Below are 15,405 nucleotides of genomic sequence, written 5' to 3' on the forward strand. Positions count from 1 at the left end.
GCCCAGTCGTTTCAAGACAGACTTTTCCCCTTACTTAAATGAGGGAGTGACGCCCTGACACAACGTCACTCCCTCCCCCATCGCTCGATCCGATATTGTCTTGGTGATTTGCCCAATGCTTTTTTAAAGAAGGTAATGAAGGCGCTGACGGAGTCGTAGCCAAGTTCTTCGGAAAGGGTTTGGATGGGCATGTTGGTGGCGAGTTTTTGTAAGGCAAGGACAATATGGAGTTGGCTGCGCCATTGGCCGAAGGTGAGTTGTACGTGGCGTTTGATCATACGCGCTAAGGTGCGTTCGCTCATGGCAAAGTCACTGGCCCATTCACCTAGGGTGCGTTTTTCGCTGGGTCTGGCAATAAGCTCTAGGGCGAGTCGGTTAAGGATCGGTTCGTCGGGGATGGGAAAATCAAATTCTTCTCGCTCTAATTGGATCAATTGATCGAGTAAGACGTCAATCAGTCGATCGGTGGCGGGATCCGTTTTGTCATCATCTTGTTGTCTATGTAGGTGTAATATCAGTTCACGAACCAGAGGCGTCACCGTCAGGGTGCAGGCGGCCTCAGGTAAAGCTAAATCGGTGCTGTCGACAAAGAGCATACAGACGTCAGCATGGGGGGAAATCTGATTACGATGCATCACATTGCTGGGAATCCAGACCGCACAGCGGGGCGGTACGAGCCACATTTTGTCTTCTATAAAGCTGGTGACAACCCCCGTTAAAGGTAGGACTAGCTGCGCTTTTTGGTGCTGGTGCCAAGGGGTTTCTTCGCGATGGGGCACAGATTGGGAGCGCAATACCAAAACACGATGAGGATAGTGATCGGCAAAGCTCAAATCGGTGAAGGATTCAAAAATGGTTTTGTCTGTATTTCGCAATTTATTGTCCAAACGTCTCAATTCTGCAAGCAGAGTAACCCATATAATAGCCAATCAACAATCTTTCCCTCTCTGCTTTTGAATAGACACATGAAACGATTACAACGCCTAGCCCAGCACGATGCGGCCTTTTTACTGTTATTTATTTTTTTGGTGGCATTAAACCTGCGCGGACCGGTGACGGGGTTACCACCCTTGTTAGACAAAATCAGTGCCGATCTGCATTTAAGTAGCTCCCAGTCTGGTTTGCTCACCAGCTTGCCATTGTTAGCGTTTGGCTTTTTTGCACCAGTGGCGTCTTGGTTGACCCGTCATTTCCGGATTGAGCGTATTTTGGCATCAGGCGTGGGGTTAATCGCCATTGGCATGATCATTCGTACCTTTGGCTCGATCAGTACCTTGTATATCGGAGCCATATTTATTGGTGCGGGGATTGCCATCGGCAATGTACTATTACCGAGTTTGCTAAAACGTGAGTTTCCTCATTATGTGGTTCAACTGACGGCGATCTACGTATTGATGATGAGTATCGGTGGCTTTTTGATGTCGAGCCTTGCCGTGCCATTAAGTTTGTATGCGGAGCAGCCTACTTTCGATTTGCCTATGAGTGGCTGGTCGTTTGCTCTAGGCTGTCAAAGCCTGTTGATTCTGTTTCCTTTGGTGGTGTGGTTTAGTTGTAAAATCACCCAACACCAAACACCGCAAGCTAATCCGGTGGATATTTCAACGTCCGTTTGGCGCTCTATTACGGCTTGGCAAGTGGCCGGCTTTTTAGCGGTCAACTCGTTGTTGAATTACATTGTCGTGGCGTGGGTGCCGACTATTTTAATGAGTCATGGTTATAGCGATGCAACCGCCGGACTCTATCAAGGCTATTTGCAGTTGGCCGGGGCCATGCCTTCGTTGATTTTGGCGCCATTTATCCATCGTTTAGGAAGCCATAGACGATTATGCTTATTGGCCACGGGGCTAACGACCTTAAGTCTGACCGGCTTGTTGTTCGCGCCCAACTGGTCTGGCCTGTGGTCGGTGTCTTTCGGGTTTGGTATCAGTATGGGCTTTATTCTAGGCTTGTCGTTTGTCAGTTTAAGAACCCACAGCCCCAAACAAGCCGCGGCGCTGTCTGGCATGGCTCAGTTAATTGGCTATACACTGGCGGCGATTGGCCCAGTGTTGATAGGTGCCCTTTACGACTGGCAGCAAGCTTGGACCGCGCCTCTCTATGTCATGCTGATGATTGGCTTGATTTGGATGGGATTAGGCTGGATGGCAAGCCCCAAGCACAATGGCTAGATTAGCAGTATTAGCAACGTCTATATTAGTGGTAAGTAAATATCAGTGATCAGTTCGTGTTCGGCAACGTCCGCTAAGGAGTTCAAGAAGGCGAAAAAACAGGGGGCGTCGCGAAGCTCTTCACCACTGTTTGGCAACCACGCTCCATAAAGGGTTCGAACACTGTCATCAAGGTTGTCCCGAGAGCCTAAGTGGCGCAATACCGCGCAGCGCCCACCCGCAATAACTTTTCTGACGATGCCTTCGTCGTTCTCAATAATCGGTTGCGTTACTTTAACGGCAAGGTCATAACGAAAATCTTCCGGGGCCACTTCTTTTGGGTCGTTGTACACCAGACCAAACGAACGACCTTTTAGTAACGGGTTGATGCCAATGCGTTTCAAACTGGCTTGAAAGGCAGAAGACGAGGCCACTATTTGGCCGAACGGCCCACGGTGCTCGTATACCGCTACGGGGGTTTCGGTAAATTCGACAATATTCACCTGCGTGGATTGCTCCATCTGGTTGTCAGTCACTGGACACTCCTGCCGCCAGTTGAGCCAATTCGGCTCTTGGCGAAACGCTCTCGGCGACTGACCAAAGGTTTTTTTGAAGGCTCTGGAAAAGGATTCGGGATGATCAAATTGCGCGTCCATGGCAATGTCCACAATGCGCTTTTCAGGGCGAAATACCAACTCATAGGAGGCCCGTTTCAAACGCAATTGCTGGATGAATTTAAATACACTGATGCCCATGTATTCAGAGAATTGTCGATGGAAGTGATGTTTGGAGAAATGCGCGACCTCACTTAATATCTCCACCGTTAACACCTCATCAAGATGTTGATATATATATTGACACACCGTCTGCATACGTTTTTCATAACGCGCCTTCGCATCCACTCCCTCACTCCTTCGATTGATCATCACCTGCTGTTATAAGCCACTGTTATGGTGAGAAGTATGTCGTATTTTGATACATCATGCCCGATCAAAATAGTACCGCTCATTTTGCGTAATTTTCGCTTTAAATATGCAAGAAGCAAGATTTTCGCTACGGCTAGCGACTTTTTATCTCGGCACGGTCCATTTATTGAGTGGTATAATCGGCCCTTATTTGTGTATTTTAGGATAGTCACAACGATGTATCAGAGTCGAATGCGGCCATTATTGGTCACAATAGCGATCCAAGTCATTTTTATCGCGTTAGTATTAATGACGGGGCGTTATTTTATGCTTCACTATTTCGCCGTCCCTGCTGAGTTAGCAAAACACAGTGACGATGTTACCCGCATGTGGTCCATTGGGGTTCGCTACGACTTGCGTATTGGTGGTCTGTTCATGTCGCCTTTTTTGTTAGTTGGTTTCTTATTCTGTGCGAATCGATTCACATGGCGAGTGCTAAAGGCCATCAGCCCCTATTTGATGGGGCTCATTATGTTTCTTGTGGTGATGGTCACTATCAGTAACTTTTACTATTACCAGACCTACCATAACCATTTTGATATTTTCGCTTTTGGTATCGTCAATGATGACACGCAAAACGTCTTACTGACTATTTGGCAGGATTACCCTGTTATTCGCGCTGTGCTGTGCGGTTTGCTATTGGCTTATATCTCCTTTCGCCTTGCCAAACACACCCTGCGAGATAAAGCACGACAGCATTGGCACACGGGGATTTTTATTATTTACCTGCTCATTGCCACCATCGTACTTGCCATTGCGTCTCGAGGTAGTGTCGGCACCTTTCCTTTACGCCGTGGTAATGCCCAGGTGTCCCAGTTACTGATTCTGAATAAACTATCTCCAAATGGTTTTATGGCACTGGATTGGGCCATTAATGATAAAAAGGCCGACGAGTCTTTCGCGCCTGTCAGTCATGAACGAGGAAAAGCCCTAGAGGCACAACTAGGCATTAGTGGGCTGGATGCACGGACTCCAGTTAACCCTTGGTTAGCGCAACACAAGCCCAATGTGGTAATGACAGTGATGGAAAGCTTCGGTAGTAACATGCTGGACTTTGATGAACCTGGAGTGAATGATTTGCTCGGCCATCTGCGTCCACACTTTAAAGAAGATTTTGTTTTTAAACGCTTTTTATCCGAAGACAATGGCACAGCCCCCTCTCTGGCCGCGATGCTGTTTCACAGCCCATTTGAAAACATCAGCCACAGTTCGGAACAAAAAGTGACGCTGCACGGCGTACCATTCGATGTGTACAAAAAAGCCGGCTATAAAACCATTTTTATTTCCCCGGGCAACATGGCGTGGCGTAATTTGGTGAACTACTTACCAAGACAAGGCGTCGATGAGGTGTATGATCAAAATACGCTAATGGAAATGTACCCACAATCAGCCTCAGAATTGGGAGCGTGGGGCGTACCGGATGATTACGCTTTCCGTTTGGCAGAAAAATTACTCAGCGAAAAAAGCAAAAAGCCGCTGTTTATTACCATTTTGACCATTACCAACCATCCCCCCTATGAGACACCGAAACGCTATCATCCCGCGCCCTATGCACTCACCCCTGAAGTGCTAAAACACTCGGCGGATACTAAAGCGTCGCAAAAAAATATACTGGAAACCTACCAGTTTGCGGCGGATGCCTTTGGTCAGTTTGTCAGCGCAGTAGAAGCGTCTCCGGCTGGCGACCATACTATTATCGCCAGCACTGGGGATCACCAGATGCGGCGTCTGAATGCCTTCTATCCACAAGAGCAAGTGCTTGATCGTGCGGTGCCATTCTATCTGCATGTCCCCAAGCCGATTCTTGCCCATACGAAGTGGACGTACGATCCGAATCGGGTAGGTTCTCATAAAGACATCTTCCCAACACTGTACAATCTCAGTTTATCGGATACGCCCTATCAAGCCATTGCAGGTCGAAATATGCTGGCGCCAGTGGACGACCCAAGCCGTGCGTTTGGCTACAACGTCACCTTATGGATCGATAAAAATGGTGCCTACCCGATGAGCGGTAACCCTGCTTTTTATCCGTGGGCTACGGCCACTGGGCTACGAACGAAAACCAAGAGCATGGTGCCTAGCGAGCAACAGCAGGAGCGCCAAAAGGCCTTGCCTGAGTTATTACGCTGGCAATTAAACTCACAGGTTAAAGGGTTTACGGATAAGAGCAGCAGTCCGATTAAGCACTAGAGAATGCCCCTAAAAGGCATTTAAAAACCCCCAACGACATATAAGTCGCTGGGGGTTTTATATGACAAGGTCATTAAATTAACCGCTGGGTATCCTATATTCCCAAGCTCTATCTTTCTCAAGCTCTGTCTTTTTCTAAGTCCCGTTATCTTAGTCGAAAGCGCGAAGACACTCGGCTTAAGCTCACACTGGCTTCTTTCAGTTCTTCACTGAGTCGCTCAGTGTCATGGACGCTGCGGTGAATGTCCTGAGACACTTGGTGGATTTCATTGATACTGTGCGTCAACTCTTTCGCCACAATCAATTGTTGCTCGGTGGCAGCCGCAATCATCTGGCCCATACCATCAATGGTTGTCGAAGAGGCCATCACATGTCCAATGCTCTCTTGACTACTGCGGGCTTTTTCTAACCCTGAACGCATTTGAGTTTGACTGACTTCCATTGTGCTAACGGCTTGCTCAGCATGGTTTTCAATCACCTCAATGGTCTTGTTGATCTCATCAATAGAATCTTGCGTTTTTTGCGCCAAAGAACGAATTTCATTCGCAACGACGGCGAAACCTCGTCCAGCATCACCGGCTCTGGCGGCTTCAATGGCGGCATTTAGTGCCAGCAAGTTGGTTTGATCCGTGATGTTACGAATGACTTGAGAAATCATTTCGATCCCAGCGCTGTCTTCTTTCAGCGCTTGAGTGACCACAGACGCTTGCGAAATCGCATTAGACAAAGATTCTGTTTGGTTCAAAGAGGCTTGAATGACCTCTCGGCTATTGGTCGCATGCTCTTTCACATCGGCGGCACTTTGCGCGGCGGTCACCGTATGCTGGGCGACGTCAGCAAAGCTGCTCTGTAATTGAGACATAGCCGATGACACTGAGCTGATTTCACTTTTTTGCTGCTCCAAACGTATTGTGGTGTTGGACATCCGTTCTAGCATGGTTTGACTGATGTGCTCGACGGTCTGCGTGTTATGTTGCACTCCTTCAGCAAGTCGATAAATGCCTTGTTGCATTTGATCAAATGAATGGGCGGCACGACCTAACTCATCGTCAGCAAATTGTGTTAAGTCCAGACGAGTGCGCAAGTCACCGTTTTCAACCGTATTCATTTGCTCAACCAGCAGCCCCAAAGGTTTGTTCACTTTGCGAGTCAGCAAGACGCCAAACACCATCAAAAACAACAACACAATCCCCCCAACCATCGCTTCAGTAAAGATGGCCCGCCCCATGGCCCGGGACTCATCTTCTTTCATCTTGAGACCTTGCGTTAGTAACTGTTCTTGTAACTCACTAAGAGAGTCCACAATTGTGTTAAACGGGTCGAGCATTGGCCCTAGCATTTCCACTCGAGCTTTATCGATTTTCCCTTGGTCAATTAAAGAAAGGTAGTTGTTTTGCATCCCCCGGTACGCATTAATGCGAGACTTCACCGTTTCCATAAAGGCTTTCATGTCAGGTGTATCCGCTACTGTGCTGAAACGATCCAGAGACGCATCAACCTTCTCATCATTTTCATCGATGGTTTTTTGAATGTCTTTATGTGCACTAGCACTGGTTGTTAGCCCATAATCCAAGGCAAAGCGCCGATAGGTGACGGTGTAAAAGCGCAAATCCGAGAGAACGGATTGCACTTGTAAGTTATGTGTGACCAAAGTATTAAATTGATCGCGAACGTTACTGATCACGACTATAAGATAGATGCCTAAAGCCAACACCATGGTAATGGCGACACCAAAGCCCCATTGCATGGCTCTGGCAATGGATATTCTTGATAACATAATCGCTTCCCCTCGCGACGTTGATAATGGGAGCGATTATCAAGAAACCTTATAGATTATGAAATGAAATTATAAAAATTGCTTTTATAGTTTTTTTATATCATGCGTACAAATTGACACAAACGCCTCATGTCTCTTCCCCAGTCAACCCAAAGGTGAGAGTAAAGCAGGTTCCCTTGCCCAACTCTGAGGTGACATCAATACGCCCTTTCAATAATTTATAAACCCATTGACGCACCAAATACAGTCCCAGTCCTGTGTGCATACGGGAACGGCCAGTCGTCACGAACGGATTAAAGAGCGTTTCTTTCATCTCTGGGGCAATGCCTTTGCCATTGTCTTGCACCATCAAGATGAGCAACCCGGTCTGACAACGCGCCTTGAGAAGAATTGTCCCCGTCATATTTTCATCAAACCCATGACTTAATGCATTATCGACTAGGTTTTGTATCACCTGCGTTAATACGCCTGGATGGCTTTGCAGACGAATGTCTTGAGGACAGTCCACCTCAATTTTAATATTAGAATGTTGTTTTAGACTCGGACGAAAGGTCGTCATAAAGTCGTTTAATACTTGATGCAGTTGGAAGGAAACACTCTCTTGTGCCGCTTGGTTGGACGTTAGGCGTTTGAAACTTGAGACGAGCTCAATAGCTCGCATCAGGTTCTTTTCCGTAATCTGCAGTGAATGAATCATCGAACGGTAGTTTGAGTGAGCGAAATCAGCTTCGTCTCGCGTCAACAGAGCTTGTAAAGAAGACAATGCCATCTTAGCACCACCTAATGGGGTATTCATTTCATGGGCTAACCCAGCCACCATCATGCCTAAAGAGGAAAGTCGACTGTTTTCAACCAGTTCATCTTGCAATAAAACCAAGCGCTGATTGGCCGTATTAAGCTCTTTATTGGTATTTTTTAAATGGACTTTTTCACTTTCCAAGGCCAAAAGCAGTGCTTGGCGTTTGTAATAGGCTTCTATTTGCCACCAAGCCAGACCAGCTAACACCACAAAGCATAAAAAACCAATCACAAAGGTATAAGCGAGCAAAGTATGACTCTTGACCATCAAATTTTGTGGCCAAGAACGGGCGATGAAATATAAGTAGCTGGACTCATCTTGCGTCACCGACGATGGATCCTCGTCTGTCAGAACCTTCATGCCACTCCAGACTTGCTCTGCATAGATGAAGCTGGCAAAAAAGCCGTCAGTCGTCAAGGTGTTCCATGCCTTAGGGTATCGAGATGACATACTTTTTTCTAATGATAACGAATTCAGTGTCTGAGCCCATTCAAGCGGTTTCTCTTGGCTAATCAGCCATTCGCCTGTGGGACTCACCACATCCAAAAAGACACGGTTATTGGCTAAAGCTCGCAAACTGTCAAACAAACTGCGTAAATGGTAATTCACCACCAACATCCCTTTATATTGCGGTTGCAGCATAATCGCGGCCCTAACGGTTGGTTCAATGGGCGTGACAATCTGACCATTTTCAATATTGAGATCGATGGGCGAGATATAAACATGATTTCCTGTCGCCCTCTTGACTTGTTGGAAATAGTACCGACCTGCTTTACTCTGAAGGTATTCTTCTTTAACAACCGATAATTCTCCGTTTACCCGGTTCACTCGGATGCGCTCTTGCCCATCCAGACTCAGCCAACGCACTTGAGAAATCAGGGGTGACATATTCGCGAATTGAGAAAAAGTATCAATCACCGACTGACGCCATAACGGCGTATCATTTGGATCAATTGACGATAATTTGGCTTCCACACTGTTGCGTAGAAACAATGTGACATTTTTTAAATGCCCTAATTCTCGATTAAACAGGCTACTGCCCCGGGACAAAATTTCCGTCTCGTCTAGGCGAATCTGGCTAATATATTGGTTTTTTAATAATTCGTAGTTACGCCATGCAATCACGATAATAATGAGCAGAAGAAAGGCCCAACAGGTCAGCAAATAATAATTTTTTTTCGTCCCCCACCTCATTTACTGTTGCGACGCCATATAACTTTTTGCCCAATTCACCACCTGAGAGATGGGCAAAGGAGGGCAAAACAAATACCCTTGCCCTTCATGGCAACCTAACGTTAGCAATTTCTGATATTGTTCTTGCGTTTCAATACCTTCCGCGATGACCTTCAGATCGAGAGAGCAGCCTAAGTCGATGATCATTTTAAGTATTTTTTGATCTTTCTCGGAGTAATCCATGTTCCAAACAAAGCTGTGATCCACCTTCAATGTGGAAACGGGTAAGGAGGATAGGTACGCTAGGGAGGAGTAGCCCGTACCAAAGTCATCTACATTAATGCGAATACCGCAGTTTTTCAGGGACTCCAGACGTGGAAATAACGATACTTTTTCTTGAATAAGTTGAGTTTCGGTAATCTCTAATTCAATTAAGTTTGGCGGTACTTTTTCTTGTTCTAACAGCGCAATCAACCGATCAAAATAATCCGCTCTTAACAATTCACTCCCCGCAACATTCACAGAGATGGGCAAATGAATGGCATTTTCTTCTAAAAATAATACCGCACGGCAAGACAAAAGCATCACCCAATGGTCCAGTTTGCCAATCAAACCACAGCTTTCTGCGAGGGGAATAAACTGATCAGGGGGAACGAAATACCCATCTTTATGTTTCCAACGAGCCAAAGCCTCAAACCCCACTAAACGTCCGTCTTTCAAAGAGACTTTAGGTTGTAAAAAAATACTGATCTTATTATCAAGGATAGCTTGGCGCAAATCATTTAACAGGCCATAACGCCTAACCATGGATGACGCCAGCTTTTCATTGAAAACCAAAAAGTGACGACCATTTTGACGAGCATGCTCTACAGCACACTCTCCCGCGTTAATCAGTTGCTCTGGGGTAAAATGGGGAAAATCTGCTAGTTTCACCAGCCCTGCGATCATGTCCACGGTATGAAGGCTGCTTTTAAAGTTAAAACACGCATGCACTATCGGGGTTAGAGAGGTTTCATCAAACGTAGGATAACGCCGAATCAGAATGGCTAAGGTATCCCGTTCGGTAAGTGCGATTTCAACCCCTTTAGTAAAGTGCTCACACAGATGTAGATACAGCATCTGCATGAGTTGCTGTCCAAACGCCAAACCAAATGCGGTCTGCTTATGAGCAAAGTCGTCCACTTGAAACATCACAAGCTGCGCACTCTGCTTATCCAGTTCAGACATATGGCGTAACTCTCGCGCTAACCAGTTTTTATTGTACATACCAGACGAGATATCGAAGTAAGCTAACTCGGATAACTTTCCATGCAGCGCCACATTACGAAAGCCAACACTGATGTTTTCACTCATGACCTTCAGTAACGTCGTCTCATTACCTGCAAGGCGACGCGATAACGTGACGATGATAATGTATTCATCGTCACCCAGCTCTTCATTGGCAAAATACAACACGCACTTATCCTCAAGAAACACATGAGAGCGTGTTTCAAATGCCTGCTTCATGCCCGCCAATAGCGCCTCATTCTGAGAAATACGGTTTAAAGGCTGGTGCAAAAAGGATTCAAACTCACCACAGGCAGCAATCACTAGGGCCTGGTCAAGATGCAGGCGATTCTTCACATTAGAAGCACAAACTACACAGCCTTTATGGCAGGGAAAGAGTTGGGTGATTTCTTTTTGAACGGACTGAATGTAGGGAATCATATCCTGTCGTTTGGCCAAACGTTGTGTCGATTCCACCAAGAACTGCAACCCTTGGCGCGCTTCACGCAGGGTATTAAGATGATGCCAAGTGCGTAAATTACTTAATATAATGGTTTGCAAGTGATCATGAGTAAGCTCGGATTTGCTCCAGCAGTCATCAATATCATACTCATTCATAATGTCTTTAACCGGTGCCATGCCGGGTTGACCCGTTAGCAACACGACTCTGACTAAATGATTCCCCAACTCTTGACGAATGGTGTTGACCAAACACAAGCCCGCTGTGTCGGTTTCCATCACCACATCCAGAAGAATCACACTGATATCTGAATGCTGCGCTAACAATGTTGCGGCACTGACTGCCGAGTTTGCGGTCAGTATTTGAACCCCCTTACCATTGAACTTCAATGACGACATAGGAGTCAGCAACGCCGCTTGATAATCCAGATCGTCCTCTACGGATAACACTTTGTAATAAGGTAATGTTTCCTGAAAAGTAGAGGTTAGGTCATTATGTAAGGCACCCATTAAACAGTCCTTGTTCAAGACACAAAAGTAGTGGCACTAGAAAAAGCATAGACGGCAAATGATGATTGTCCAGCGTGAAATGCTTAACTTTTGTACAGTAAAGCCAGCCATAGTCTTTATTAAAAAGGCTCTATGCCACTCTCTAAACGCTGTGGCGTAAAAAGCTCATCGCGCATTTGAGAAAACAAAAAAACTCAAGCTCAGCACTCACGGTAACAAAAAATTATGGATAAATCGTACACAATAGGCCTAGCAAAGAAGCTTCTATGGTATAGTACTTTAAATTAGGTATGGACAAGTTATGAGACGTGAGATGGCTCTGACAGAGTCCTAATGACGGACACTCCTGTAAGCACTCTGGTTGTTCCAAAACACCCTATGCGAACTTTCCTTAACCCATTGATTCATTAATCCATTTAAACCGAAAAGAAGAGTTTCTATTACCTCCTATGGAACAACATACTGGAAATTTATTTATCTTGTCAGCCCCCTCTGGGGCCGGAAAGTCGTCTTTATACAAAGCCTTATTAAAGGCAGACGACAAGGTGCGTATCTCGGTATCTCACACAACCCGAGCACCTCGAACAGGAGAAGAGCATGGCCGCGAATATTACTTTACCAGTGTAGATGAATTTAATGTCATGATTGAGCAGAAGGCGTTTTTTGAACATGCTCAAGTCTTTGATAATTTTTATGGCACCTCAAAACAGTCTGTTTTTGATATGCTAGAGCAAGGTTTAGATGTCATTTTAGAAATTGACTGGCAAGGGGCACGACAAGTTCGCAATTTGTATCCAAATGCCATAGGCTTGTTTATATTACCACCGTCTTTAAGCGTACTGGAAGAAAGGCTAAAAGGACGAGGAACCGATTCAGAAGAGGTCATTTCTCGCCGTATGAGCAAAGCGGTCAATGAAATGTCTCACTATCAAGAGTACGACTTTGTCATCGTTAATGATGATTTCGATAGCGCTTTAGCGACCATGCAAGCCATTTTTATGGCAATGCGCGCTAAAACCCGTCTAATCGAACAAAAAAATGGCAATCTCATTAATGACCTCTTGTCATTATAAGAAGCCCTTAAGTAGAATGACATATCTATAACTAGATAACCGCACATTAGAGGTCAATATGGCTCGAGTTACCGTAGAAGATTGTTTAGAGAACGTTGATAACCGCTTTGAATTAGTGATGGTGGCATCCAAACGTGCACGTCAGCTTGCCACTGGTGGAGAAGAGGCGAAAGTTGCCATTGAAGACGACAAAATGACCGTTGTTGCACTGCGTGAGATAGCTGAAAATTTGATCAACGCACATAACGTTGATAAGCAAAAGCAACCTATCCACGAGTTCTAGAATTTATGGTGTCGCTCATACCACTGCTGTCGTGCTTATTATTTGCTGTTGTAAGGTGAGCGATGTATACCATTGAAGAATTAGCGCTGACCCTAAGTCAGTATTTACCCTATGAGCAAGTTGCTCAAGTAAAACGCGCCTACTATTACGCAGAACAGGCCCATGACGGCCAATGGCGTAAAAGCGGCGAGCCTTACGTTACTCATCCTCTTGCTGTTGCGCAGATCCTTGCTGATCTTCGTATGGATTGTGACGGCCTGACGGCGGCCCTGCTTCATGACGTGATTGAAGACACGGGCATTAGCCGCGAAGCCTTAACTGAGCAATTTGGCGAAGGCGTTGCCAGCCTCGTTGATGGTGTTAGTAAACTAACCCACCTAGAATTTAACAGCCAAATCGAAAAACAAGCGCATAACTTCCAAAAAATGGCCATGGCCATGGCGGATGACATTCGCGTTATTCTTGTGAAACTGGCAGACCGGCTCCACAATATGCGCACGCTAGATTCCATGCCAGCCCATAAAAAGCGTCGCATCGCCCGTGAAACATTGGATATATACGCCCCGATTGCCAATCGACTTGGTATGTACAATGTGCGTGTCGACTTAGAGTCTCTTGCGTTCCAAGCTTACTATCCTATGCGGGCTCGCATGCTACAGCGTGCCATTCATAAAAAATATGGTCAACGCACCAAAGACACGGAAAAGCTTGAAGACTTTATTCGATCTGAGCTGGCAGCCGATTACATCGAAGCGACCATTAGTGTCCGCGAAAAACACATCTATAGCATCTACCAAAAAATGGATAAAAAACACCGTTCTTTGGGGGAGATCATGGATGTTTTAGGAGTTCGTGTCGTCACGGATCGCCACGATAGTTGTTACCGCATTCTAGGCGTGATTCACTCTCTTTTTAAACCGATTGAAGGGCGTTTTAAAGATTACATTGCCGTCCCGAAATCCAATGGCTATCAATCGTTGCATACCACGGTCTTAGGTAGCAATGGCTTGCCGATGGAAGTGCAAATACGAACCGAGGAGATGGATCTAGTTGCCAACAATGGTATCGCCGCCCACTGGGCGTATAAGTTCAGCGGTAACTCAGCGATCCCAAGTAATCATGACCGTGCAACAAAATGGGTAAAAAGCCTACTGGAAATCCAACAAAAAGCAGGCAACGCCATCGAATTTGTCGATAACGTGAAAAGTGACCTCTTCCCAGACGAGGTCTATATTTTTACACCGAATGGTAAAATCATCGAATTGCCTTCTGGTGCCACGCCTGTCGACTTTGCGTATGGCGTCCATACTGAAATCGGTAATTCCTGTATTTCCTGTCGTATAAACCGTCGCTTAGCCCCCCTGAGTACTCAGCTAGAAAGTGGGCAAACGGTCGAAATCATCACCGCCAAAAATGCTCAACCCAATGTGGCTTGGTTAAGCTTTGCGATTACCGGGAAAGCACGTACCAATATTCGTCATTATTTGAAAGGTAAACAACGCGAAAATGCCATTTCCATCGGCTATCGTTTGTTAACACGCTCTCTCAATGCATTTAAAACCAACATTGAAGACTTAACCAAAGAGCAAATAGCCCAGGTTTTAGATAACTATCAACTTGCCTCTATGGATGACTTATTGGAGTCGATAGGCAAAGGCCGACACGTTGGTTACTTAGTCGCACGACAATTATTCCCCGACTATGATGAAAACACCTTGGTGACACCAAAATCCTTCAAGGTGAACGGCTCAGAAGGCATGCTGATTTCTTATGCGAAATGCTGCTCGCCCATCCCTGGTGACCCTATTGTCGGCTATGTCCAAGTGGATAAAGGGATTATCATTCACCATTTAAACTGCCCCAATATTCAGGACCATCTATCGAGTCCAGAACGCTTCATCCGCATGGCATGGAGTAAAGATATTGAAGAAGAGTTGAATATCAGTCTGATCGTCAGTTATGTTAACGAACGTGGTGCGGTCGCCAAAATCGCCAGCTCGATCACAGACACGGATTATCAAGTGTCCAACTTAGACATTATTGAACGGGGCCGTATTAGTCGACTACGATTGAATATCACTATTTCAAGTCGTGTCGGCTTGGCCGATGTGATGCGCCGTATCAAGGCTGTGCGCTGTGTTGAAAAAGTCTCTAGAGAAACCATCGTTGGTCGTTGAATAAGGTGAGACGTCTATTTCTCTCACTCTTTATTCAAATAAAGTAGAATACAAATAACGCTTTTTAAACCGTCTGCGGCCTGAATTCAATGCCGCAGTTCCACTCATTTTGAAATGGAATCGAAAACATGGCAAAGCAAATCATTCATACTGAAAACGCCCCTGCGGCCATTGGCCCTTATTCACAAGCTGTTCGTGCTGGCAATACCGTTTACCTATCTGGTCAGATCCCGTTAGTCCCAGAGACCATGGAAATCATCAGCGAAGACATCGTTGAACAAACCACTCAAGTCTTCAAAAACTTGCAAGCCGTGTGTGAAGCCGCTGGCGGCTCCCTGAAAGACGTGGTGAAATTCAATATTTTCATGACAGATCTGGGTAACTTTGCCACAGTGAACGAAGTGATGACGCAATTCGTTTCACAACCCTTCCCTGCTCGTGCCGCAATGGGCGTTCGTGCCCTACCAAAAGGCGTACAAGTAGAAATCGAAGGCATTATGGTATTAGAAGACTAAGCGTCTTGTTTATGACCCTAGTCGGCTAAGAGCTAGGCTAACATCAAATGCCCAATAGCACTAAAAAAAGA

At 45.8% G+C, this 15,405-nt stretch carries 11 protein-coding genes; 6 read left to right on the forward strand and 5 right to left on the reverse strand.

Going from position 1 to position 15,405, the window contains the following annotated elements; translation table 11 throughout:
• Nucleotides 1–65: 65 nt before the first annotated feature.
• Complete coding sequence (locus AC0VYI_RS24750) at nt 66–929, reverse strand: AraC family transcriptional regulator (protein ID WP_233407896.1); 864 nt, start codon at nt 927–929, stop codon at nt 66–68.
• Nucleotides 930–965: 36 nt separating this feature from the next.
• Between AC0VYI_RS24750 and AC0VYI_RS24755 the strand changes: the two genes are divergently transcribed.
• Nucleotides 966–2,168 (forward strand): MFS transporter, encoded by a 1,203-nt coding sequence (locus AC0VYI_RS24755; RefSeq protein WP_475446262.1) that lies wholly within the window; start codon nt 966–968, stop codon nt 2,166–2,168.
• A gap of 20 nt (nt 2,169–2,188) precedes the next feature.
• Here AC0VYI_RS24755 and AC0VYI_RS24760 read toward each other — a convergent pair whose 3' ends face one another.
• The gene (locus AC0VYI_RS24760; RefSeq protein ID WP_475446264.1) at nt 2,189–3,049 is read right to left on the reverse strand and encodes an AraC family transcriptional regulator; all 861 of its coding nucleotides are present in this window, start codon (nt 3,047–3,049) and stop codon (nt 2,189–2,191) included.
• A gap of 240 nt (nt 3,050–3,289) precedes the next feature.
• Here AC0VYI_RS24760 and AC0VYI_RS24765 point away from each other — a divergent pair, with 240 nt between their 5' ends.
• Nucleotides 3,290–5,302 (forward strand): LTA synthase family protein, encoded by a 2,013-nt coding sequence (locus AC0VYI_RS24765; RefSeq protein ID WP_475446266.1) that lies wholly within the window; start codon nt 3,290–3,292, stop codon nt 5,300–5,302.
• A 145-nt stretch (nt 5,303–5,447) separates the two neighbouring features.
• On the opposite strand, the gene AC0VYI_RS24770 is transcribed toward AC0VYI_RS24765, so the two are convergent.
• The 3 genes from AC0VYI_RS24770 to AC0VYI_RS24780 all read right to left on the reverse strand — a co-directional run bounded on the left by AC0VYI_RS24770 (nt 5,448) and on the right by AC0VYI_RS24780 (nt 11,286).
• Nucleotides 5,448–7,079, reverse strand: coding sequence for a methyl-accepting chemotaxis protein (locus AC0VYI_RS24770; RefSeq protein ID WP_475446269.1), 1,632 nt, complete (start codon nt 7,077–7,079; stop codon nt 5,448–5,450).
• 127 nt (nt 7,080–7,206) lie between these two features.
• Complete coding sequence (locus AC0VYI_RS24775) at nt 7,207–9,042, reverse strand: sensor histidine kinase (protein ID WP_475446271.1); 1,836 nt, start codon at nt 9,040–9,042, stop codon at nt 7,207–7,209.
• 30 nt (nt 9,043–9,072) lie between these two features.
• A complete protein-coding gene (locus AC0VYI_RS24780; protein WP_475446273.1) occupies nt 9,073–11,286 on the reverse strand; it encodes a bifunctional diguanylate cyclase/phosphodiesterase in 2,214 nt (737 codons plus the stop codon).
• A 449-nt stretch (nt 11,287–11,735) separates the two neighbouring features.
• Here AC0VYI_RS24780 and gmk point away from each other — a divergent pair, with 449 nt between their 5' ends.
• The 4 genes from gmk to AC0VYI_RS24800 all read left to right on the forward strand — a co-directional run bounded on the left by gmk (nt 11,736) and on the right by AC0VYI_RS24800 (nt 15,334).
• Nucleotides 11,736–12,359, forward strand: a complete 624-nt coding sequence (gene gmk, locus AC0VYI_RS24785; RefSeq protein WP_199477684.1) for a guanylate kinase — start codon at nt 11,736–11,738, stop codon at nt 12,357–12,359.
• Between the two features lie 58 nt (nt 12,360–12,417).
• Nucleotides 12,418–12,642 (forward strand): DNA-directed RNA polymerase subunit omega, encoded by a 225-nt coding sequence (rpoZ, locus tag AC0VYI_RS24790; RefSeq protein ID WP_199477683.1) that lies wholly within the window; start codon nt 12,418–12,420, stop codon nt 12,640–12,642.
• 62 nt (nt 12,643–12,704) lie between these two features.
• On the forward strand, nt 12,705–14,819 hold the full coding sequence (locus tag AC0VYI_RS24795; protein WP_199477682.1) for a RelA/SpoT family protein: 2,115 nt from the start codon (nt 12,705–12,707) through the stop codon (nt 14,817–14,819).
• Between the two features lie 128 nt (nt 14,820–14,947).
• A complete protein-coding gene (locus tag AC0VYI_RS24800; protein ID WP_475430230.1) occupies nt 14,948–15,334 on the forward strand; it encodes a RidA family protein in 387 nt (128 codons plus the stop codon).
• The last annotated feature ends 71 nt before the right edge of the window (nt 15,335–15,405 follow it).

This window comes from Marinomonas sp. 63XJN7_9_ISO-PGPR-S23-217 (genome assembly GCF_056173515.1).